This is a genomic window from Stenotrophomonas sp. YJH_SMC_27 (assembly GCF_059369815.1).
Genome location: NZ_JCAFTA010000002.1, coordinates 229423 through 249778, shown reverse-complemented (window position 1 = coordinate 249778; position 20356 = coordinate 229423). Strand labels below are relative to the sequence as shown.

The window sequence follows — 20356 nt, the reverse complement described above, 5'->3', positions numbered from 1 at the left end:
ATGAACCAGGCTCTTGCCCCCGCCAGTGCCGGGCAGCAGCAACGTGCGCTGTGGCTGAGCACGTTCGCCTTCACCGTGTGCTTTGCGGTGTGGATGATCTTTTCGATCATCGGCATCCAGATCAGTCAACAGCTCGGCTTGAATGACACCCAGTTCGGCCTGTTGATCGCCACCCCGGTGCTGACCGGCTCGGTCAGCCGGGTCTTCCTCGGCATCTGGTCCGATCAATTCGGTGGCCGCAAGGTGATGGTGCTGGTGATGCTGTGTGGCGCAGTGGCCACCTGGATGCTGACCTATGCGCAGACCTACACCCAGTTCCTGATTGCCGCGTTGTGCGTGGGCATCGCCGGCGGCAACTTCTCGGTGGGCGTGGCCTACGTCTCCAAGTGGTTCCCGGCCAGCAAGCAGGGCACCGCGCTGGGCATCTTCGGTGCCGGCAACATCGGCTCGGCGGTGACCAAGCTGCTGGCGCCGCTGGTGATGGTGGCGGCCGGCTGGACCATGGTCGCCAAGGTCTGGGCCGTTGCGCTGGCCGTCACGGCGGTGCTGTTCTTCCTCTTCAGCAAGGAAGACCCGTCGCTGGAGCAGCGCCGTCGCGAAGGCGTGAAGCCGGTGCCGTTCGCCGAGCAGATGGCGCCACTGAAGAACCTGCAGGTGTGGCGGTTCTCGCTGTATTACTTCTTCGTGTTTGGTGGCTTCGTGGCGCTGGCGCTGTGGCTGCCGCACTACCTGGTGGGCGCCTATGGCATGGACGTGGGCCACGCCGGCATGCTGGCGGCGTGCTATTCGATCCCGGCCAGCCTGTTCCGCGTGGTCGGTGGCTGGATGTCGGACCGGATGGGCGCGCGCCGGGTGATGTACTGGACCTTTGGCGTGTCGGCCATCTGCACCTTCCTGCTGGCCTACCCGGATACCGAGTATGTGGTGAAGGGCATCCATGGCCCGATCCACTTCCATCTGGCCATCGGGGTGGTGATGTTCACCGTGCTGGTGTTCGTGCTGGGCTTCTTCATGTCGTTGGGCAAGGCCGCGGTCTACAAGCATATTCCGGTGTACTACCCCAAGCACGTGGGTGCGGTGGGCGGCGTCGTCGGCATGATCGGTGGCCTGGGTGGCTTCATCCTGCCGATCGTGTTTGGCGCGCTGAATGACGCGGTGGGCATCTGGAGCAGCTGCTTCATGCTGCTGTTCGTGCTGGTGGCGGCTGCACTGGCGTGGATGCACTTTGCGATCCGTCGCATGGAACGCCGCCACTTCCCGCAGATCGATCGCGAAACCGATCTGCCCGAAGCCATCGATGCGGCCGCCGCCGAGCGGGTGCGCGGCGGGTGAAGGTGTTTGCCGGCCAGCGGCCGGCACTACCAGGACGGTGCGCCGTGCGTCCGTTGATCGGGTGCGCGGCGGGTGAGGGGTGCTGCCGGCCAGCGGCCGGCACTACCGAGTGGTGGGTGCAGGGGTAGTGCCGGCCGCTGGCCGGCAGGAACCATCAGATGCTCCGCGCTTGATTTCAATCAGGGCCACGCGAAGAGGAACGCCCGAAGATGTCTGCCATGAGCTTCCACGTTGACGAGAGCGAGGACACTGCGCTGCAGGCGGCATTGCTGCGGCAGCCCCGGCACGTGCTGTTTCCGCCGACTGACCAGTTCAGCACCGGCTTTGGCGAAAGCGGGTGGCGCGCCGCCGTGCGCGCCAGCAACGAGCACCTGATTCCGCGTGGCTTGACGCTCGGCTTCCAGGCCGGCCGTGGCGGACGCGATGCGCCACCGCAGGCGTATCTGGATACCTTGCTGCTGGCGCTGCGGCTGCAGGCCGACGCGCTGGCCGAGGACCGTGAAGTGGTGGCGATGGTGCTGCAGCTGGGGCTGGCCGAGACGTTGCCGCCGCCGCAGCTGGGCCAGCTGCTGGATGCGGTGCCGCAGCACCTGCGCACCGTGGCGCGGCCCCAGGTGGAGGTGCGGCTGGACGCAGGCAGCGCGCTGGCGCCGGCGCAGCTGCGTGCGGTGGGCTGCACCCGCTTGAACGTGATCGATCGTGCCGATGCACCGGGGCCGACCCTGCTGGCACAGGCGCGACAGGTGGGCTTCACCGCGCGCTACTACCAGTTGCGGGTACCCGGCAGCGAGGACGCCGGCTTCATTGAACGGCTGCACGAGGTGCTGGCCGAGGCGCCGGAGCGCATCCTGCTGCCGGCGCCGTGTGCGCTGCCGGAACACCCCTCGGCCGTCCATTGGCTGCAGGCCTGGCGCCTGCTGCGCGCTGCGGGTTACGAACCGATTGGTGGCGATCACTATCAGCGCGGCGATCTGCCGAACCCGCACGGTCCGGGCGATGGCCAGCGCCATTGCGATCTTGCCGGTGTGCCACGCCGCGACCGCAGCGATTTCATCGGCCTTGGGCTGTCCGCCTGCAGCCAGATCGGCGAGGTGTTCTACCGGCTGGAGGACGAACTGGGCGAATGGCGTGCGCGGCTGCAGGCGGGTCACATGGGAGTCTCCGCCGGGCTGATCCTGTCCGAGGACGAGCGGTTGGTGGCCGAAGTGGCGCAGAGCATCGCCTGTGACCACGCCCTCGATGCGGCTGCCTTCGAGTGGCGCAACGATGAACCGTTCGAGGAATGTTTCGCCGAACAGCTGCCCGCGTTGTCGCCGTTGCTGGCACGCGGCTGGGCGCAGTGGGATGCGCGCGTGCTGCGCCTGGCCGAAGAAGGGCGCCTGCTGTGGCGTATGATGGCCGCATGCTTCCGGCCGGCGGCCGCCATCGCTTGAGTCTTGCCCCGATGTCTTCAATCCCGCCTTCGCAGGGCCGTCTCGGCCGGGCCACACCCAACCCCGCCGCCGCCGATGATGGCGACGCACTGCACTTCTGCAGCACCTGTGCGTTCTCCGACGCATGCATGTCGCAGGGTTACGACAAGACCGCACTGGGCGATCTGCACGTGCTGGTCGACCATGTCGGTCCGTTCCATGCGGGTGACTACATTTTCCGCGCCGGCGAATCGTTCGATTCGATTGCTGCGGTGCGCGCGGGCATGGTCAAGACCTTCGTCGATGACAGCCAGGGCAACGAGCAGGTGCTGGGCTTCAGCCTGCCGGGTGAAGTGATCGGCCTCAACGCGATCCACGGTTCACGCTTTCCCTGCAATGCGGTGGCGCTGGACACCGTGCACCTGTGCCGCATCTCGTTCCCCAAGCTCAGCCTGTTGGCCACCCGCATGCCGGGGCTGCAGGCCAAGCTGTTCAGCCTGCTCAGCGCGGAGATCGGCAAGGTCGCGACCCTGGCCGCCAACCACCGTACCGAAGAACGCATGGCCGCGTTCCTGCTGGACATGTCCGAGCGCTACGCGCGGCGCGGCTTTTCCGCCACGCGCTTCAACCTGACGATGGCGCGTACCGAGATCGCCAATTACCTGCGGATGGCGCCGGAAACCGCCAGCCGCGTGCTGCGCCGCCTGAGCGATGATGGGATCATCGCGGTGAAGCAGCGCGAGATCCTGTTGCTGCAGCCCGAGCGCCTGGCAGCGCTGGCGGTGGCCGACGAATCCGATCCGAACTGAACCTGGCCGGGAGCCGACGATGAAGCGAGCTGGACTGTTGGTGCTGGGACTGCTGGCCATGGTGCCGGCCTGGGCGGCCGACCTGACGGTGTCGGCGGCTTCGAGCCTGACCGAGAGCTTCCGCGAACTGGGTGCGGCCTATGAGAAGGCACACCCGGGAACCAAGGTCGATTTCAACTTCGCCGCGTCCGGCGTGTTGCTGCAACAGATCAGCCGCGGTGCGCCGGTGGACGTGTTCGCCTCGGCCGACGAAACCACGATGGACCAGGCCCAGCAGCAGAACCTGCTGGCGGCCGGCACCCGCGAGGTGTTCGCGGTGAACGCGCTGTGGGTGGTGGTGCCGCCGCAGGCCAAGGCGGCGCCGCGTACCTTGAAGGACCTGGCCGGTGCCGGTGTGCAGCGCATCGCACTGGGCAACCCGGACAGCGTGCCGGTCGGCCGCTATGGCAAAGGCGCGCTGGAAGCGGCGGGCCTGTGGCCGTCGGTGCAGGGCAGGATCATCACGACGCAGAACGTGCGCCAGTCGCTGGATTACGTGGCGCGGGGTGAAGTGGATGCCGGCTTCGTCTATGCCACCGATGCGCAGGCAATGCCCGACCGGGTGCGCCGTGCGTTCGTGGTGCCGGTGTCCGGGCGCATCGCCTATCCGCTGGCGGTGACCAAGGCCAGTACGCAGCCGGTGGAGGCCAGGCGCTTCGCTGCCTTCGTGCGTTCGCCGCAAGGCCAGGCGATCCTGGCCAGGCACGGGTTCGGCAAGCCCTGAGGCATGGATCTGGACTGGAGCGCATTGGGGTTGTCGCTGAAGGTGGCCGGCTGGGCCACCGCGATTAATCTGGTGCTGGGCGTGGCACTGGGCGCATTGCTGGCGCGGCGGCGATTTCCCGGCCGTGAGCCGCTGGATTCGCTGCTGACCTTGCCGATGGTGCTGCCGCCGACGGTGCTGGGCTACTACCTGCTGGTACTGATCGGTCGCAACGGCCCAGTCGGCGCATGGCTGCAATCGTGGTTCGGCATCAACCTGGTGTTCACCTGGCAGGCCGCGGTGATCGCGGCGGCGGTGGCCTCGTTGCCGCTGGTGTTCAAGCCGGCGCGCGCGGCGTTCGAGGAAGTGGACGGGCAGCTGGAGCAGGCCGCGCGTACGCTTGGAGTGTCCGAAGCAGCGGTGTTCTTCCGCATCACGTTGCCGCTGGCCTGGCGCGGCATTCTTGCCGGGCTGCTGCTGGCATTCGCACGCGCCATGGGCGAGTTCGGCGCCACGCTGATGGTGGCGGGCAGCATTCCGGGCCGCACGCAGACGCTGTCGATCGCCATCTACGAGGCGGTGCAGGCCGGCCAGGACGGCAAGGCCAATGCGCTGGTGATCCTGACCTCGGTGGTCTGCATCGTGATCCTGTTGCTGGCCGCGCGGCTGGTGGGCGGGCGTCGCCGGGAGCTGCGCGATGTGGCTTGACCTGCAGGTGCAGCGTCGCCTGCAGGCGGCCGGCCAGGATTTCGTGCTGGATGTATCGCTGCAGTGCACGCAGCGCCAAGTGGTGTTGTTCGGGCCCTCGGGCGCGGGCAAGAGCCTGACCTTGAAGGCGGTGGCCGGGCTGCTGCGGCCGGGCCAGGGTCATGTGCGCGTGCAGGGGCAGACCCTGTTCGATGCGGCCACCGGCGTGGATCTGCCGCCGCAGCGCCGCCGGTTGGGCTATGTGTTCCAGGATTACGCGTTGTTCCCGCACCTGAGCGTGCGCCAGAACGTGGCGTTCGGGCTGCAGAAGGGCTGGTTGAATCCGGGGCTCGGCCAGCGTTTCGATGCCGTGGAGCAGTGGTTGCACGCCTTCCGCATCGACACGGTGGGCGATCTGCTGCCCTCGCAGGTCTCCGGTGGCCAGCGCCAGCGCACTGCATTGGCGCGGGCGCTGGTGACGCAGCCGCAGTCGCTGCTGCTGGATGAGCCGTTCTCCGCACTGGACCATGACCTGCGCCAGCACCTGCGTCAGGAGCTGGAAACGGTGCTGGACCGGACCGGCATCCCGTTGCTGTTGATCAGCCATGACCCGCAGGATGTGGCCATGTTCGGCCAGCAGGTGGCGCGCGTGGTGGACGGCCGCATTGTAGGCAATTGACCCGTGATGGACGCACCGGCGATGGTTGGTCACATCTGATGGTAGTGCCGGCCGCTGGCCGGCAACCGTGGCATCCGGAGCAGCCGGCCAGCGGCCGGCTCTACCGGTTCAAGGTCCGTGCGGTCCGGTGGCCATGGATCAGTACAGCTCACAGTGCGTGCGGCCTTCACCGCGCAGCGCGTCCCAGCGCCCTTCGCCAGCGATGTCATCGATGGCCTCGCGCACCGCGCTTTCCAGGTGGCGCTTGTTGCCGCACAGGTACAGATGCCCACCGCGGGCCAGCACATCGCGCACTTCATCGCCACGCTGCCGCAGTACATGCTGCACATAGACCTTTTCGGCGCCATCGCGCGAGAACGCGGTATGCAGGCCGGCCAGCACGCCCCGGGTATGCCAGTCCTGCAGCTGGTCGCGGTACAGGTAGTCGCGCTTGCTGTGCTTCTCGCCAAACACCAGGTGCACCTCGCGTTCGCAGCCGTTGGCCTGCAGTTCCTGCATCAGGCCCATCAGCGGTGCGATGCCGGTGCCGGTGCCGACCAGCAGCAGCGGCGTCTGGCCGGTATCGGGCAGGTGGAAGCCAGGGTTGGAACGGCAGTACACACGGGCGTGGTCGCCACCGTGCAGCAGGCTGCCGGTAGCGGTGCCGAAGCGCTCGCGGCCGCGCAGGGTGTAATGCACTTCGCGCACGCACAGGCTCAGCTGGTCGTCGCGCGGGTGCGAGGCGATTGAATAGGCACGCGGCAGCCGCGCTGACAGCAGTTCACGCAGCCGCGGCAGCGGCATGCTGTCCGGGGTGGCGTGGTCCTGCAGCACGTCCAGCAGGTCCAGGCCGTGCAGGTAGGCGTCCAGCTCGCGCTTCTGGCTGACCTTCAGCAGGCCCTTCAGCGTTTCGCTGCCACCGAGCCGGGCCAGCTCGCGCAGCACGCTCTTGCTCAGCAGGCGCAGCTCGCGGTCGCGCAGGGCGGCCACGGCGGTGCTGTCGCCGTACCAAGTGGCCAATGCCTGCAGCAGGGCAGGATCGTTCTCCGGCACCACGTGCAGGGTGTCACCCGCGCGGTAGGCCATGCCACTGCCGGCAATGTCCAGCTGCAGGTGCCAGGCAGCGGGGGCGCTGCTGTTCAAGCGGCGGCGTTCGAGAATGCGGGCGGCAAAGGCATTGTCTTCACCATAGGCGGTGACCTGCAGGTGCAGGTCTTGGCCAGCGCTGAGGTCGCCACCCAGCACCTGGCTTAGCACCGGCTGCCATTGCTGGAAGAACTGCTCGTAACCCAGGTCGGCGTCCACGCGGTGCAGCAGCGGCTGCGCCTGGCGCTCGCTCAGCGCAGCATCCAGCGCCTTGGTGAAGCCACAGAAGCTGGGGTAGCCGGTGTCACCCAGGCCGAACACCGCATAGCGCAGGCCGCTCAGCGTCGGGGTCTGGCGCAGGGTTTCGAAGAACCGCTCGCCATTGGCCGGCGGTTCGCCATCGCCGAACGAGCTGGAAATCGCCAGCAGCACATCGCCGTGGCCGAGACTGGCCACGTCGATGTCGTTGAACGGGAGCACCTGCGGCGCGTGCGGCTGCAGGTCCGCGCCCAAGCGCTGGGCCAAGGCGCGGGCATTGCCCGACTCGGACGCGAAACCCACCAGCAGGCGGCTGAAGGGCGTACTGGTCGGGAGGGCGTTCACGCGGCCTCGTAGAAGTCGTCGAACTTTTCCTTGCTGAACTCGACCAGGTCGTAGTTCTGCATCAGGTCGTTCACCACGCGGCGGATGCTGATGTAGGAGGTGATGTTGCCTTCGCCGTCGAACAGCGGTTGCACGGTGGTGTCGACCACGTAGAGCACGCCGCCCTTGCCGAGGTTGGGCACGATGCCGGTCCAGGTCTTGCCGGCCTTGATGGTGTCCCACATGTCCTTGTAGACCGCCTTGGGCACATCCGGGTGGCGCACGATGCTGTGCGGCTGGCCGATCAGTTCCTCGCGGGCGAAGCCGGTGAGCGTGCAGAACAGGTCATTGGCGTAGGTGATGTTGCCCTGCAGGTCGGTGGTGGAGATCACCATGACGTTCTGCAGCGCATTCACGAGCTGGGCGTTGTCGGGGGAGTAGCTCATCGCAGGGTCCTTGTAGAGGCCGGCAGCGCCGGCGTGTTCGGGTTCTGCATAGGAATACGCCCGCGTGGCAGCGGGCGGTTTGACATTGGTCAAGCGCGTAGCGCGAAGGCCTGCGACCGGGTGTCGCAGGGAGAATCTCTGTAAAGCCGAGCCCACTTCGGCTCGAGCGGCAACGGGACTGCCCGCAGCCGAGCGTGGGCTCGGCTCTACAGGAGAGGCACGGGCGGCTGGCGGGCGTACCTCATGCGTACTGAGCTCATGACGCCTTGTCACAAAGAAATCGCCATGGCTTCACGGTTGATTGATCGCATGGAGGGCTATTGTCGTCCTGAGCCTCTCGCTGGCGTCCCCCACGTCCTGCGTCGACTTCCTTCCCAGCACCAGCGCCCGTCCGGGCGCCGCTGGCGTCTGTCTGCCTGAAGCATCCGAGATCATCCCCATGGCCCGCGCCGCCCAGTCCGCTTCACCCGTTGCGATCTCTCCCGTCACGCCCGTGCCGATCGGCACGCGCCGCGGCCATTCGCAACCGTTGGATCTGCCGGAACTGGTGCAGCGCGTGTTGTTCGTTGCCACCGAGATGGCGGACTTCGTCAAGGCCGGTGGCCTGGGCGACGTCGCTGCGGCCCTGCCGCGTGCGGTGCGCGGTGCGTGTGATTCGCGCGTGCTGCTGCCCGGCTACCCGGAGGTACTGCAGCGCCTGCCACAGCTGCAGCGGGTGGGGCACGTCAGCGCGCGGGCCGGCTTGCCAGCGTGCACGATCGGCATGGCGGTGCAGGCCGACGGCCTTCCGATCTACGTCTTGCTGTCGCCGGAGCTGTACGAGCGTGAGGGCTCGCCCTACGTGGACGGGCAGGGGCAGGAGTGGAAGGACAACGCGGTTCGCTTCGCGACGCTTTCGCATGCGGCTGCGGAGATCGCGGCAGGGCGTGCCGGGCTGGACTGGTCGCCGCAGCTGCTGCACCTGAATGACTGGCCGGTGGCCATGGCGGCCGCCTACGTACGTTGGGACCGGACCGCCGTGCCGACCCTGCTGACGATCCACAACCTGGCTTACCAGGGGCTGTTTCCGTACGCGCTGGCACCTGTGCTGGGCGTGCCGGCCGAACACCTGGATGAACTGCACTTCCACGGTCAGATGTCGTTCCTGCAGGGCGGCATCACCAATGCCACGCGGCTGAACACGGTCAGCCTGCGCTACGCGCAGCAGATCACCGCCCCGGATGACGGCTGCGGGTTGCATGACCTGTTGGCACGGAGGGCGGCCGGCGGGCACCTGAGTGGCATCGTCAACGGTATCGATGCCAGCTGGGACCCGCGCCGCGATATCCATCTCAAGGCCCACTTCGGCATTGGTGAGTGGACCGGGCGCGCCACCAACGCGCATGCGGTGCGCAAGGCGTTCGGCCTGGCGCCGTCGACCGGCCCGCTGTTTGCGGTGGTCTCGCGGCTGGTGCACCAGAAGGGCCTGGACATTACCTGCGACGTGGCGCCCCAGATCGTGGCGGCCGGCGGCCAGCTGGTCATCATCGGCGGTGGCGAGCCGCAGGTGGAAGCCCAGGTGCAGGCGCTGGCCCGCCGCTACCCGGGGCGGGTGGGCGCCTTCATCGGGTTCGAGGAAGCGCTGGCCCGCCAGATGTTTGCCGGCGCCGATTTCCTGCTGATGCCTTCACGCTTCGAACCCTGCGGGCTGAGCCAGATGTACGCACAGCGCTTCGGCTGCCTGCCCATCGCGCACGCGACCGGCGGGCTGGTGGATACCGTCGAGGATGGCGTGACCGGATTCCTGTTCCATGGCGCCAACGCTGATGGACTGCGCCGCTGCGTGGAACGGGCGATGCGCACCTTCCGCCTGCCGGGCCTGCTGCAGGCCATGCGCCGCGCGGCCATGCTGCGGCCGGGTGGCTGGGATGCGGCCGGACGCGCCTATCTGGCCCTGTACCAGCAGACCTGCCAGGTGGCTGCATGAGCCACGACAGCCTGCATCTGGTCGCCCTGGAGGATGAAGCGATCACGGAGACGGGATTGGATCAGCGTATCGCCCCGGCGCTGCAGGACCTCGTCCACGCGCGCCCGGCCGATGCATTTGCCTGGCTGGGCCCGCATCGCCAGCCAGAAGGCGGACGCCAGCTGCGCGTGCTGGTGCCGCACGCGCAGCGCGTCGAGGTGATTGCAGACGATGGGCAACGCTGGGACCTGTCTCCTGGCCCGTTGCCCGGCCTGTTCGAGGGCGCGGCCGGTGACGCGGCGATACCGTTGCTTGCCCTGCATTTCGAACAGGGCGTGGAGCAGGTGCACGATGCCTATGCGTTCGGTCCACTGTTGGACGAAGCACTGCTGCAGCGGTTCCATGCCGGTGATGCCGATGCGGCGCGGCAGCTGGGGGCGGTGCCGATGCAGGTGCAGGGCATCGCGGGCGTGCGCTTCGCGGTGTGGGCACCCAATGCCCAGCGGGTCGCGGTGGTTGGCGATTTCAATGGATGGGATGGCCGACGCCATCCGATGCGGCTGCGTCACACCGCCGGCGTGTGGGAGCTGTTCCTGCCGGGCGTGCAGGCCGGTGCCCGCTACAAATTCCGCATCGTCGGCGCCGACGGCCGGGTGATGCCCGACAAGTTCGACCCGATGGCGCGCTGGGCCGAGCTGCCACCGGCCACCGCTTCGCGGGTGCCTTCGGCGGCGCCGATGCAGTGGCACGATGACGCCTGGTTGGAGGCCCGGCGCCAGGCCGGAACCTGCGCACCGCTGTCCATCTACGAAGTACATGCGGGCTCCTGGCAGCGCAGCGACGAGGGTGCGCCGCTGGACTGGGACGCCCTGGCCGACCGGTTGATTCCGTACGTGGCCGGACTCGGCTTTACCCACATCGAGCTGCTGCCGGTCAGCGAGCATCCCTTTGGCGGTTCCTGGGGCTATCAGCCGCTGGGCATCTACGCGCCGACGGCGCGCCATGGCACGCCGCAGGCCTTCGCACGCTTCGTGGACCGCTGCCACCAGGCCGGCGTGGGGGTGATCTTGGACTGGGTGAGCGCGCACTTCCCGAACGATGCGCATGGCCTGGCCGGGTTCGATGGCACCGCGCTGTACGAGCATGCCGACCCGCGCGAAGGGGTGCACGCCGACTGGGACACGCTGATCTACAACTACGGCCGCAACGAAGTGGCTGCCTACCTGATCGGCAGTGCCTTGGAGTGGGTGGAGCGGTTCCATATCGACGGTCTGCGCGTGGATGCTGTGGCGTCGATGCTGTACCGGGATTACAGCCGTGCCGAGGGGGAGTGGATACCCAACGAGCAGGGCGGGCGCGAGAACCTGCAGGCGGTCGCGTTCCTGCGGCGGATGAACCAGGCGCTGCGTGAGCGTTTCCCGGATGTGCTGGTGATCGCCGAGGAATCCACCGCGTGGCCGGGGGTGACCGCGCCGGTGGAGGAGGGCGGGCTTGGCTTCACCCACAAATGGAACATGGGCTGGATGCACGACACCCTGCAGTACCTGGGACGCGATCCAGTCCATCGCCAGCATCACCACAGCGAGATCAGCTTCGGCCTGGTCTACGCCTTCTCCGAACGGTTCGTGTTGCCGCTGTCGCATGACGAGGTGGTGCATGGCAAGGGAGCGCTGCTGGCCAAGATGACGGGCGAGCCGGCGCAGCGGCTGGCCCAGCTCCGCGCGTACTACGGTTTCATGTGGGCGCACCCGGGCAGCAAACTGCTGTTCATGGGCGGCGAGTTCGGCCAGGGCCACGAGTGGTCGCACGATGCGGTACTGGACTGGGCACAGGCGGCCAGCAGTGAGGGCCAGGGCCTGTCGCGCCTGGTGCGAGACCTCAACAGCGTGCTCCGCGCCGAACCCGCGTTGCATCGCGACGAGCGCGACGAACGCGGTTTCGATTGGAGCGTGGCCGACGACAGCCGCAACAGCGTTTACGCGTTCATCCGCCGGGATCCGGCCGGCAGCGGCCGCACCCTGCTGGTGGTGAGCAACTTCACTCCGGTACGTCGCGACGGCTACCGGGTCGGCGTGCCGCACCCGGGGCGTTGGAGCGAACGGCTCAACACCGACAGCGCGTATTACGGTGGCGGCAATGCGGGAAACCTCGGTGCAGTGCATACCGAGCCGAGGCCGATGCATGGTCACGCCCAGTCGCTGCGGCTGACCCTGCCGCCGCTGTCCACGCTGTATCTGCAGGTTGATGCATGACGGCAGTAACGCCGCGCCTGGGCGCATGGCCTGTGGCTGGTGACAGGGTGGAGTTCCGTGTGTGGGCACCGGACGCAAGGACGATGGCGCTGTGCCTGCGCGGCACGCAACAGCCGATGCAACGTGACGCGGACGGCTGCCACTGGCTGCGGACACCGGCATCGCATGGCGACCGCTACCGTTTTCGCCTTCCTTCCGGTCAGGACGTGCCCGACCCGGCCTCGCGCTGGCAGCCGGACGGCATCGACGGAGACAGCGCGGTGGTGCTGGACACGGCCATGGCGCAACCCGCTTGGCGCGGGCATGCCTGGCAGGATCTGGTGATCTATGAAGCACACATCGAGGCCGGCGGCGGCTTCGCGGCGTTGACCGCGCAGCTGCCGATGCTGGCCGCGCTGGGCATCACCGCCATTGAACTGATGCCGGTCGCGCAGTTTCCCGGCCAGCGCAACTGGGGCTACGACGGCGTGTTCCCGTATGCGCCGGCCCATGCCTATGGCGGGCCGGCAGCGCTGAGGGCCTTCATCGAAGCGGCGCACGATGCAGGGCTGTCGGTGCTGCTGGATGTGGTCTACAACCACTTCGGACCACAGGGCAACCACCTGCGCGACTACGCGCGCGGGTTCTTCCGTGACGACCGCAGCACGCCGTGGGGCGAGGCCATCGACTTCCGCCAGCCCTGGGTGCGGCGCTTTTTCATCGACAACGCGCTGATGTGGTTGCGCGACTACGGCTTCGATGGCCTGCGCCTGGACGCGGTGCACGCCATTGACGATGACCGTTTCCTCCAGCAGCTGGCCGATGAGGTACGTGCGGTGGCCCCGCACGCGCACCTGGTGCTGGAGAACGAGCGCAACCAGGCGCGGTGGCTGCGCGGCGCCTACCAGGGGCAGTGGAACGATGACTTCCACAATGCGCTGCACGTGATGCTGACCGGCGAGCAGGAGGGCTATTACGCGGCCTATGCCGGTCGCGCCGAAGCACTGCTGGCGCGCTGCCTGGCCGAAGGATTCGCCTGGCAGGGTGAACCGGACCTGCGCGGCGATCCCCGCGGCGAACCCAGCGCCGACCTGTCGCCCGCGCGTTTTGTGGTATTCGCGCAGAACCACGATCAGGTAGGCAACCGCGCTCTCGGCGAGCGCCTGTCGATGCTGACCGATCCTGCGCGGCTGCGTGCGGCGCTGGCGTTGACCCTGCTGACGCCGATGATCCCGCTGCTGTTCATGGGCGAACCGTGGCAGGCGCAATCGCCGTTCCTGTTCTTCACCGACTACGCGCCGCCGCTGGACGAGGCGTTGCGCGAAGGGCGTCGCCGCGAGTTCGCTGGTTTCAGCGCCTTTGCCGACGCCGCCTCGCGCGCGCGTATTCCCGACCCGAACGACCCGGCCACCCTGCAGGCGTCCTACACGTCGCCGCCCGGCGATGATCCCTGGTCGCAGGACTGGCTGCGCTGCACGAGCGGGTTTCTGGCACTGCGCAGGCGCTATCTGCAACCCGGGTTGCTGCAGGCGCGGTCGTTGGGTGCGCGCGTGCTGGGCGAAGGCGCGGTGCAGGCGGGCTGGCAGCTGCCGTCGGGCCAGTGGTGGATCGCGGTCAATGTCGGCCCGTCGCCGGTGGTGCATGCGATGCCGGCCGGGGAGCACGTTGTAGGGCCGGACGCTGCCACGTTGCTGCCCGCAGGCGGCGGCGTGCTTGCCTGTTGGGTCGCCGCATGAGGACCGATGCGGCGGTTCTGGAGGCGGCACGGCGCGCGGGCCTGCTGGTTCGCTGGACCGACGTGGCCGGTGTCGAGCGCGAAGTCGCACCGGACGTGCTGCGCGCGGTGCTGGAGGGGCTGCAGGGCGATGCAGCGCCCGAGCACGGTGGCCTGCGCACGGCCTGCTGTGGACAGCTGCTGGCGATGCCGGACGCAGCCGGCGCAGCGTGCTGGGTGGATGAGCATGGCGCAGTGCTGCCGGCACGCGCCGATGCGCAAGGGCGCTGGCGCGTGCCGGACCAGCCGGGTTACTGGCAGTGGCGCCGGGGCGACCGGCAACAGGCGGTTGCGGTGGCGCCACAACGTGCCTGGTGGCCGCAGGGCACGCTGCGCGGCTGGGGCCTGTCGGCGCAGGTCTACAGCCTTCGCGCCTCTTGCGACGCTGGCATCGGTGACAGCGCCGGCTGTGCACGATGGAGCGAACTGCTGCACCGTCACGGCGGCGATGCAGTGGCGTTGAGCCCGCTGCATGCCGGCTTGCCACCTGGGCCAGGCTACAGCCCCTATTCGCCCAGCGACCGGCACTGGCTCGATCCACTGCAGGTGTCCCTGCCGCAGGTACTGCCGGAGGCAGCCGACGCCGTGCTGGCTGAAGACCAAGCACTGGCAACGGCAGTTGCAGCCGCCACCGCAGCGCGCCGCATCCACTGGCCGCACTCGGCGGCGTTGAAGTGGCGCTGGCTGCGCCAGGTGCACCAGTGGCTGCGGCAGCAGGCGCCGGCACAGTGCGAACAGATGCAGACGTGGCGCGATGCGCAAGGCGAACCCCTGCTGCGCTATTGCCAGCACGCCGCCGACCGGTTCACTGGAAGCGCCGACGACCATGCGTTTGCGCAATGGTTGGCGCGGCAGGGCTGGGCGCAGGTGCAGGCGGGATTGCGCAACGACGGCGCGTCGATCGGGCTGATCGCGGATCTGGCGGTGGGTTGCGCACCGCAGGGCGTCGAGGCGCGGACCGGCGGCGACCAACTGCTGCAGGGTCTTGAACTGGGCGCGCCGCCGGATGCGTTCAATCCGCTGGGCCAGGCCTGGGGTATCACCAGCTGGTCACCCTTCGCCCTGCAGCGCGAGGGCTTTGAGCCGTTCATCCGCGTGCTGCGCGCTGTGATGGCCGGCCGTGGCGGGCTGCGCATCGACCATATCCTTGGCCTGCAGCGCCTGTGGGTGCTTCCCCGCGGGGCGGGCGCCGGGCAGGGCGTTTACCTGCGCTATCCGTTCGATGATCTGATCAACCTGCTGGTGCTGGAATCGTGGCGGCATCGCTGCGTGCTGATTGGTGAAGACCTGGGCGTGGTGCCGCCGGGCGTTCGCCAGCGGCTGGCAGCCCGCGGCATCCTGGGCATCGAGGTGCTGCCGTTCGCCCGCAACGGTGAGCGCTTCCTGCCGGCGCCACGGTGGCGCCGCGATGCGGTGGCCATGCCCTCCACCCATGATCTGCCACCGCTGTCCGGCTGGCTGCACGGGCGCGACCTGCGCTGGCGCGCCCGCCTGGGTGAGCTGAGCGGGCTTCCGTCGGCGCTGCACGCGCGCTCCAGAGAGGTCCAGGCGCTGTCCGCAGTCGCCCGGGGCGAGGGGGCCACGCTTGAAGCGCGTGCGCTGTCGCTGGTCGCGCACGCATCGTCACGGCTGGCGCTGCTCCCGCTGGAAGACGCCCTGGGCAGTCGCGCGCAGGTGAACCTGCCGGGCACCGTCAACGGCCATCCGAACTGGCGCCGGCGGCTACCGCTAGCGTGGGACCAGGACGCGGTTGACGCACGTATTGCCCGCTTCAGCGCCACGCGGCGGAGGGAGCGGCGATGACTCCATTGCGTGCCACCGTACGCCTGCAATTGCATGCAGGCTTCGACCTCGAGGCCGCCGCGACGCAGCTGCCGTACTACGCCGCGCTGGGCGTCAGCCACCTTTACCTGTCGCCGATCACCGCTGCGCTGCCCGGGTCTACGCATGGCTACGATGGCATCGACCCGGCCCGCATCAATCCGGAACTGGGCGGCGAAGAAGCCTTCCGGCAACTGGCCACAGCGACGCGCGCGCACGGCATGGGCCTGATCCTCGACATCGTACCCAACCATCTGGCGGCGTCCGCGCACAGCCATTGGTGGAACGATGTGCTGATGCACGGGCGTCGAAGCCCGCACGCAGAATGGTTTGACATCGACTGGGAGGCGCCGGGCTGCGAGGGCCGGCTCTGGCTGCCTGCACTGGACCGGCCGTTGCACGACGCGGTGCGCGATGGCGTAGTGCGCGTGGTGGTGGACAACGCGCGTCCCGTGCTGCGCCACCATGGTCTGGCGTTGCCCTTGTCGCCGCGCAGCCATCCACTGGACCCCGCGCAGTGGCCGGCGTGGGCCGAGCGCTGCAACCGCAGCGTTGAACGGCTGCATACGCTGCTGCAGCGGCAGCACTACCGGCTGGCCTGGTGGCGCACGGCGGGCGATCAGGTGAACTACCGGCGCTTTTTCGATATCAATGAACTGGCCGCGCTGCGGGTGGAGCGCGACGACGTGTTCGAGGCGGTGCATGCGCTGCCGCTGCGGTTGGTACGCGCGGGACGGGTGGACGGCCTGCGTATCGATCATGTGGATGGCCTGTCCTCCCCGGGCGCCTACCTGCGGCGCCTTCGTGAATCGCTCGACGCAGCCTGTGCGGCCGGCGGTCGTGATCCGCAGGCGGTGAGCCTGCATGTGGAGAAGATACTGGCCGAGGGCGAGCAGCTGCCCGACAGCTGGGCCTGCGACGGTACCACCGGCTATGACTTCATGGACCAGACCGGTGCCTGGTTGCACGATCCGGCGGCTGCCCCCGCGCTCTCGCGCACGTGGCAGGCGCTGGGCGGTGACTCGCGCAGCTTTGACCGGATTCAGCAGGACGCTCGCGGCATGATGTTGCGCCAGGGCCTTCACGCAGACTTCCAGCGGCTGCTGCGCAGTGCGCAGCAGGTCCTGCAGCCCCGGCTGGCCGAGGCCGATATCGGAGTGGCTGCGCTGGCACGCGCATTGGCTTCATTGCTGCGGCATTACCGCACCTACCGGCCCTATTCGCTGGAGGGGGCGGGTGAACGAAAGGCGCTGGTGGACGCTGCCGGTGCTGCGCGCGAGGCGCTGGACGGTGCCGCACGCGCCGCGCTGGATCTGCTGCTGCAGGCACTTCCCGGCCAGGCGCCGGCTGAAACCGAGCTGCGCGTACGGTTCGGGCAGCTGGCCGCGCCGCTGAATGCCAAGTCGGTGGAAGATACCGGGTTCTATCGCTATTTCAGGCTGCTGTCGCGCAACGAAGTCGGCAGTGATCCGCAGCGGCTGGGCATGGAAGGGCGCGAGCTGCTGGAACATGCAGCCGGGCGCCTGCGGCGCCATCCCAGGGCGCTGCTTGCGCTGGCCACCCACGATCACAAGCGCGGGGCCGACAGCCGGGCACGGCTGGCGGTTCTCAGTACCTGCACGGTCGAGTGGCGGGACGCGGTGCGGCGCTGGAGCCGGATGGCGACCCACGCCGGCGCGCCGATGCCGTTGCCGGGTGCCGAGACCTATGCGCTATGGCAGGCGCTCGTCGCCGCGTGGCCGATGCACGGTACCCCCGGCGCCGACTTCGCATCGAGGATGGTGCAATGGCTGACCAAGGCATTGCGCGAGGGTAAACGGGTCAGCAGCTGGTCCGATCCCAACGTGGCCGTGGAGGAGGGCGCCGCGCAGTGGCTGCACGCGCTGCTGGATGGAGCGCCGTTGCAGCCGGTGCGGGAGGCGCTGGCGACGTTCGTGGCGCGCATCGCGCCGGCGGGCGCCTGCAACGGCCTGGCACAGCTGTGCCTGCAGCACTGCCTGCCCGGCGTGCCCGACCTCTACCAGGGCGGCGAAGGCTGGGACCTGAGCCTGGTGGACCCGGACAACCGGCACGCGGTGGACTATCCGGCGCGGCACGCGTGGCTGCGTGATGCGCGCGGGTGGCCCGCGCTGCTGGATGACTGGCGGGACGGTGGGATCAAGGCATTCCTGCTCCGGCAGTTGCTCGATTGCCGCCGCAGGCACCCGCATCTTTTCCTGCACGGCGCGCTGCAGCCGCTGTCCGCGCCTGCGCGCTCGCCGTGGCTGGCGTTCACGCGCAGGCATCAGGCGCAGGTGCTGCTGGTGGTCGTACGGCGAAGTTCGCCCACCACCATGCCGGGGCCCAGCCTGCACATTCCGCGCGACGTCGGCAGCGGCGTGACGCTGCGTGGGCTGCCGGCAGGCCCCATGCGCAATGTCCTGGACGGGCGCATCGAACATTTCAACGCAACCGCGGACGTGGCCGGGCTTCTGGCTGGCAGCCCGTTGGCGATATGGATCAACGAGGAGACAGGTAGGGATGGACAGCAGGGAACGACGGCAGCGGATTGAGGCACTTGCCCACCAGATCTGGGAGGCAGAAGGGCGCCCGGACGACCAGCAGCAACGGCACTGGCACATGGCCGAGCGGCTGGTGGAAGCCGAGATTGCCGCCGCGCGCGGGGAGGAGGGCACTGATGGCGAGCCGTAAGTGGACGCAGACCTCGCGCGTGCGCGAAGGCCGGCCCTTCCCGCTGGGGGCGACCTGGGACGGGTTGGGTGTGAACTTCGCACTGTACTCGCGGCATGCCACACGGGTGGAACTCTGCCTGTTCGATGGACGCAACCGCGAAGTGGAACGCATCGCGCTGCCCGAGTACACCAACGAGATCTGGCATGGTTACCTGCCGGACGTGCGGCCCGGGCAGCGTTACGGCTACCGGGTGCACGGCCCGTATGCGCCGGAAGAGGGCCATCGCTTCAATCCCAACAAGCTGCTGCTGGACCCCTACGCCAAGCAGATCGTCGGCGAACTGAAGTGGGCCCCCCACCTGTTCGGCTACACCCTGGGTCACCGCGATGGCGATCTCAGTTTCGACCGCCGCGACAGCGCCAGCTACATGCCGCGCTGCGCCGTGATCGACCCGGCCTTCAGCTGGGGTGTCGAGCGTGCACCTGCCACGCCCTGGGACCGGACCGTGATCTACGAAGCGCATGTGCGCGGGCTGACCATGCAGCATCCCGATGTCCCGCAGGCCGAGCGTGGCACCTTCTCTGCCCTGCGCCATGACGCAGTGGTCGACCACCTCAGCCATCTGGGCGTGACCGCCATCGAACTGCTACCCGTGCACGCATACGTCGATGACCAGCAGCTGCTCGAGCGCGGGCTGCGCAATTACTGGGGGTACAACACCATCGGCTTCTTCGCGCCGCAGCCTCGCTACCTGTCGCTGGGCATCGTGGCCGAGTTCAAGCAGATGGTCGCGCGGTTGCACAATGCCGGCATCGAAGTGATCCTGGACGTGGTCTACAACCACACCGCCGAAGGCAATGAGCTGGGCCCTACGCTGTCCTTCAAGGGCATCGACAACGCCAGCTACTACCGCCTGGCCGATGATCGCCGCTACTACATCAACGATACCGGCACCGGAAATACGTTCGACCTGACCAATGCCGGTGCGCTGCGCATGGTCATGGACTCTCTGCGCTACTGGGTGACCGAGATGCGGGTGGATGGGTTCCGCTTCGACCTGGCAACCATCCTCGGCCGCGAACGGCATGGCTTCGACGCCTCGGGCAGCTTCCTCGATGCGGTACGCCAGGACCCGATCCTGAGCCAGGTGAAGCTGATTGCCGAGCCATGGGACATCGGCCCGGGCGGCTACCAGCTGGGCCAGTTTCCGCCGGGCTGGGCCGAATGGAACGACCGCTTCCGCGACACGGTGCGCGCGCTGTGGCGTGGCGATGGCGGGCAGCTGGCGGAGTTTGCCACGCGCTTCACCGGCTCGGCCGACCTGTTCGAACACCACGGCAGGCGGCCGTCGGCCAGCATCAATCTGGTGACCGCGCATGATGGATTCACCCTGCACGATCTGGTCAGCTACAACGATCGCCACAACGAGGCCAACGGCGAGGACAACCGTGACGGCCACTCGCACAACCTTTCCAGCAACCACGGCGTGGAGGGAGACACCGATGATGCGGCGATCCTTTCGTTGCGTGCGCGGCAGATGCGCAACCTGCTGGCCACGCTGCTGCTCGCGCAGGGCACGCCGATGCTGCTCGCCGGGGATGAGTTCGGCCATTCGCAGCAGGGCAACAACAACGCCTACTGCCAGGACAATCCACTGAGCTGGATCGACTGGGAGCGCGCAGCATTGCCGGCTGCACAGGCGCAGGTGGCGTTCGTGCGGCGGGCGCTGTCACTGCGCCGGCGCTACGGCCTGCTGCGCCGGAACCGGTTCCTGCGCGGCGAGTACGATGAGTCGCTGGGCCTGCGCGATATCGACTGGCGGCATCCCGATGGTCGCGGCATGGAGGAAGCGGACTGGCATGACGCAGGGCTGCGTGCGCTGCTGATCGTGCTGGACGGTCGCAGTCCGGACAGTGGCCTGCGCGAGCCCGGGCGGCATGTCAGCCTGGCCCTGCTGTTGAACGCCGGCGAGCAGCCGCAGCGGTTCTGTGTGTCAGACGACGCCCTGTCGTTCCGGCGCGTACTCCTGCAGACCGACGAAACGCCGTTGGAGCCGGATGAGGAAGGCGCCTGGACGCTGCCGCCGCGCAGCCTGTGCCTGCTGGCGGCAAGCAGCAGCGCGTGATTGCACTGCTGCGCCACTACGGTGCGCCGGGCG

General features: G+C 68.4%; 15 protein-coding genes. 13 read left to right on the top strand and 2 right to left on the bottom strand.

What is annotated here, in order from left to right:
* The 6 genes from AC5P7R_RS04660 to AC5P7R_RS04635 all read left to right on the top strand — a co-directional run bounded on the left by AC5P7R_RS04660 (window position 1) and on the right by AC5P7R_RS04635 (window position 5661).
* Entirely contained in the window at window positions 1–1332 is a 1332-nt protein-coding gene (locus AC5P7R_RS04660; RefSeq protein WP_012480466.1) for an MFS transporter, read from the top strand.
* 218 nt (window positions 1333–1550) lie between these two features.
* On the top strand, window positions 1551–2765 hold the full coding sequence (locus AC5P7R_RS04655; RefSeq protein ID WP_495213775.1) for an oxygen-independent coproporphyrinogen III oxidase: 1215 nt from the start codon (window positions 1551–1553) through the stop codon (window positions 2763–2765).
* Between the two features lie 11 nt (window positions 2766–2776).
* On the top strand, window positions 2777–3553 hold the full coding sequence (locus tag AC5P7R_RS04650; RefSeq protein ID WP_010485317.1) for a helix-turn-helix domain-containing protein: 777 nt from the start codon (window positions 2777–2779) through the stop codon (window positions 3551–3553).
* A gap of 19 nt (window positions 3554–3572) precedes the next feature.
* Entirely contained in the window at window positions 3573–4316 is a 744-nt protein-coding gene (gene modA / locus AC5P7R_RS04645) for a molybdate ABC transporter substrate-binding protein (protein ID WP_134735851.1), read from the top strand.
* A 3-nt stretch (window positions 4317–4319) separates the two neighbouring features.
* On the top strand, window positions 4320–5003 hold the full coding sequence (modB, locus tag AC5P7R_RS04640) for a molybdate ABC transporter permease subunit (RefSeq protein WP_495213774.1): 684 nt from the start codon (window positions 4320–4322) through the stop codon (window positions 5001–5003).
* Entirely contained in the window at window positions 4993–5661 is a 669-nt protein-coding gene (locus AC5P7R_RS04635) for a sulfate/molybdate ABC transporter ATP-binding protein (protein ID WP_478435856.1), read from the top strand. The genes modB and AC5P7R_RS04635 overlap by 11 nt, the downstream gene beginning before the upstream one ends.
* A gap of 138 nt (window positions 5662–5799) precedes the next feature.
* Here AC5P7R_RS04635 and AC5P7R_RS04630 read toward each other — a convergent pair whose 3' ends face one another.
* Both AC5P7R_RS04630 and AC5P7R_RS04625 read right to left on the bottom strand, forming a co-directional pair.
* Complete coding sequence (locus tag AC5P7R_RS04630) at window positions 5800–7329, bottom strand: diflavin oxidoreductase (RefSeq protein ID WP_495213773.1); 1530 nt, start codon at window positions 7327–7329, stop codon at window positions 5800–5802.
* On the bottom strand, window positions 7326–7754 hold the full coding sequence (locus AC5P7R_RS04625; protein WP_134729023.1) for a PAS domain-containing protein: 429 nt from the start codon (window positions 7752–7754) through the stop codon (window positions 7326–7328). Before AC5P7R_RS04625 ends, AC5P7R_RS04630 begins: the two co-directional genes overlap by 4 nt.
* Before the next feature lie 439 nt (window positions 7755–8193).
* On the opposite strand from AC5P7R_RS04625, the gene glgA reads away from it, so the two are divergent.
* From glgA to glgX, 7 genes are read left to right on the top strand one after another with little or no spacing between them, the layout of a single operon-like run.
* Window positions 8194–9720, top strand: coding sequence for a glycogen synthase GlgA (gene glgA / locus AC5P7R_RS04620; RefSeq protein WP_134735850.1), 1527 nt, complete (start codon window positions 8194–8196; stop codon window positions 9718–9720).
* Window positions 9717–11951, top strand: a complete 2235-nt coding sequence (locus AC5P7R_RS04615) for a 1,4-alpha-glucan branching enzyme (RefSeq protein ID WP_134735849.1) — start codon at window positions 9717–9719, stop codon at window positions 11949–11951. Before glgA ends, AC5P7R_RS04615 begins: the two co-directional genes overlap by 4 nt.
* On the top strand, window positions 11948–13666 hold the full coding sequence (treZ, locus tag AC5P7R_RS04610; protein WP_495213772.1) for a malto-oligosyltrehalose trehalohydrolase: 1719 nt from the start codon (window positions 11948–11950) through the stop codon (window positions 13664–13666). The genes AC5P7R_RS04615 and treZ overlap by 4 nt, the downstream gene beginning before the upstream one ends.
* On the top strand, window positions 13663–15507 hold the full coding sequence (locus AC5P7R_RS04605; RefSeq protein WP_134729029.1) for a 4-alpha-glucanotransferase: 1845 nt from the start codon (window positions 13663–13665) through the stop codon (window positions 15505–15507). The genes treZ and AC5P7R_RS04605 overlap by 4 nt, the downstream gene beginning before the upstream one ends.
* The gene (treY, locus tag AC5P7R_RS04600; protein WP_227853837.1) at window positions 15504–18077 is read left to right on the top strand and encodes a malto-oligosyltrehalose synthase; all 2574 of its coding nucleotides are present in this window, start codon (window positions 15504–15506) and stop codon (window positions 18075–18077) included. The genes AC5P7R_RS04605 and treY overlap by 4 nt, the downstream gene beginning before the upstream one ends.
* Window positions 18046–18216, top strand: a complete 171-nt coding sequence (locus tag AC5P7R_RS04595; protein ID WP_080352942.1) for a DUF2934 domain-containing protein — start codon at window positions 18046–18048, stop codon at window positions 18214–18216. The genes treY and AC5P7R_RS04595 overlap by 32 nt, the downstream gene beginning before the upstream one ends.
* Window positions 18203–20323 carry a glycogen debranching protein GlgX gene (gene glgX / locus AC5P7R_RS04590; protein WP_155029670.1) on the top strand — a complete coding sequence of 707 codons (2121 nt, stop codon included), beginning with the start codon at window positions 18203–18205 and terminating at the stop codon, window positions 20321–20323. Before AC5P7R_RS04595 ends, glgX begins: the two co-directional genes overlap by 14 nt.
* Window positions 20324–20356 lie beyond the last annotated feature (33 nt).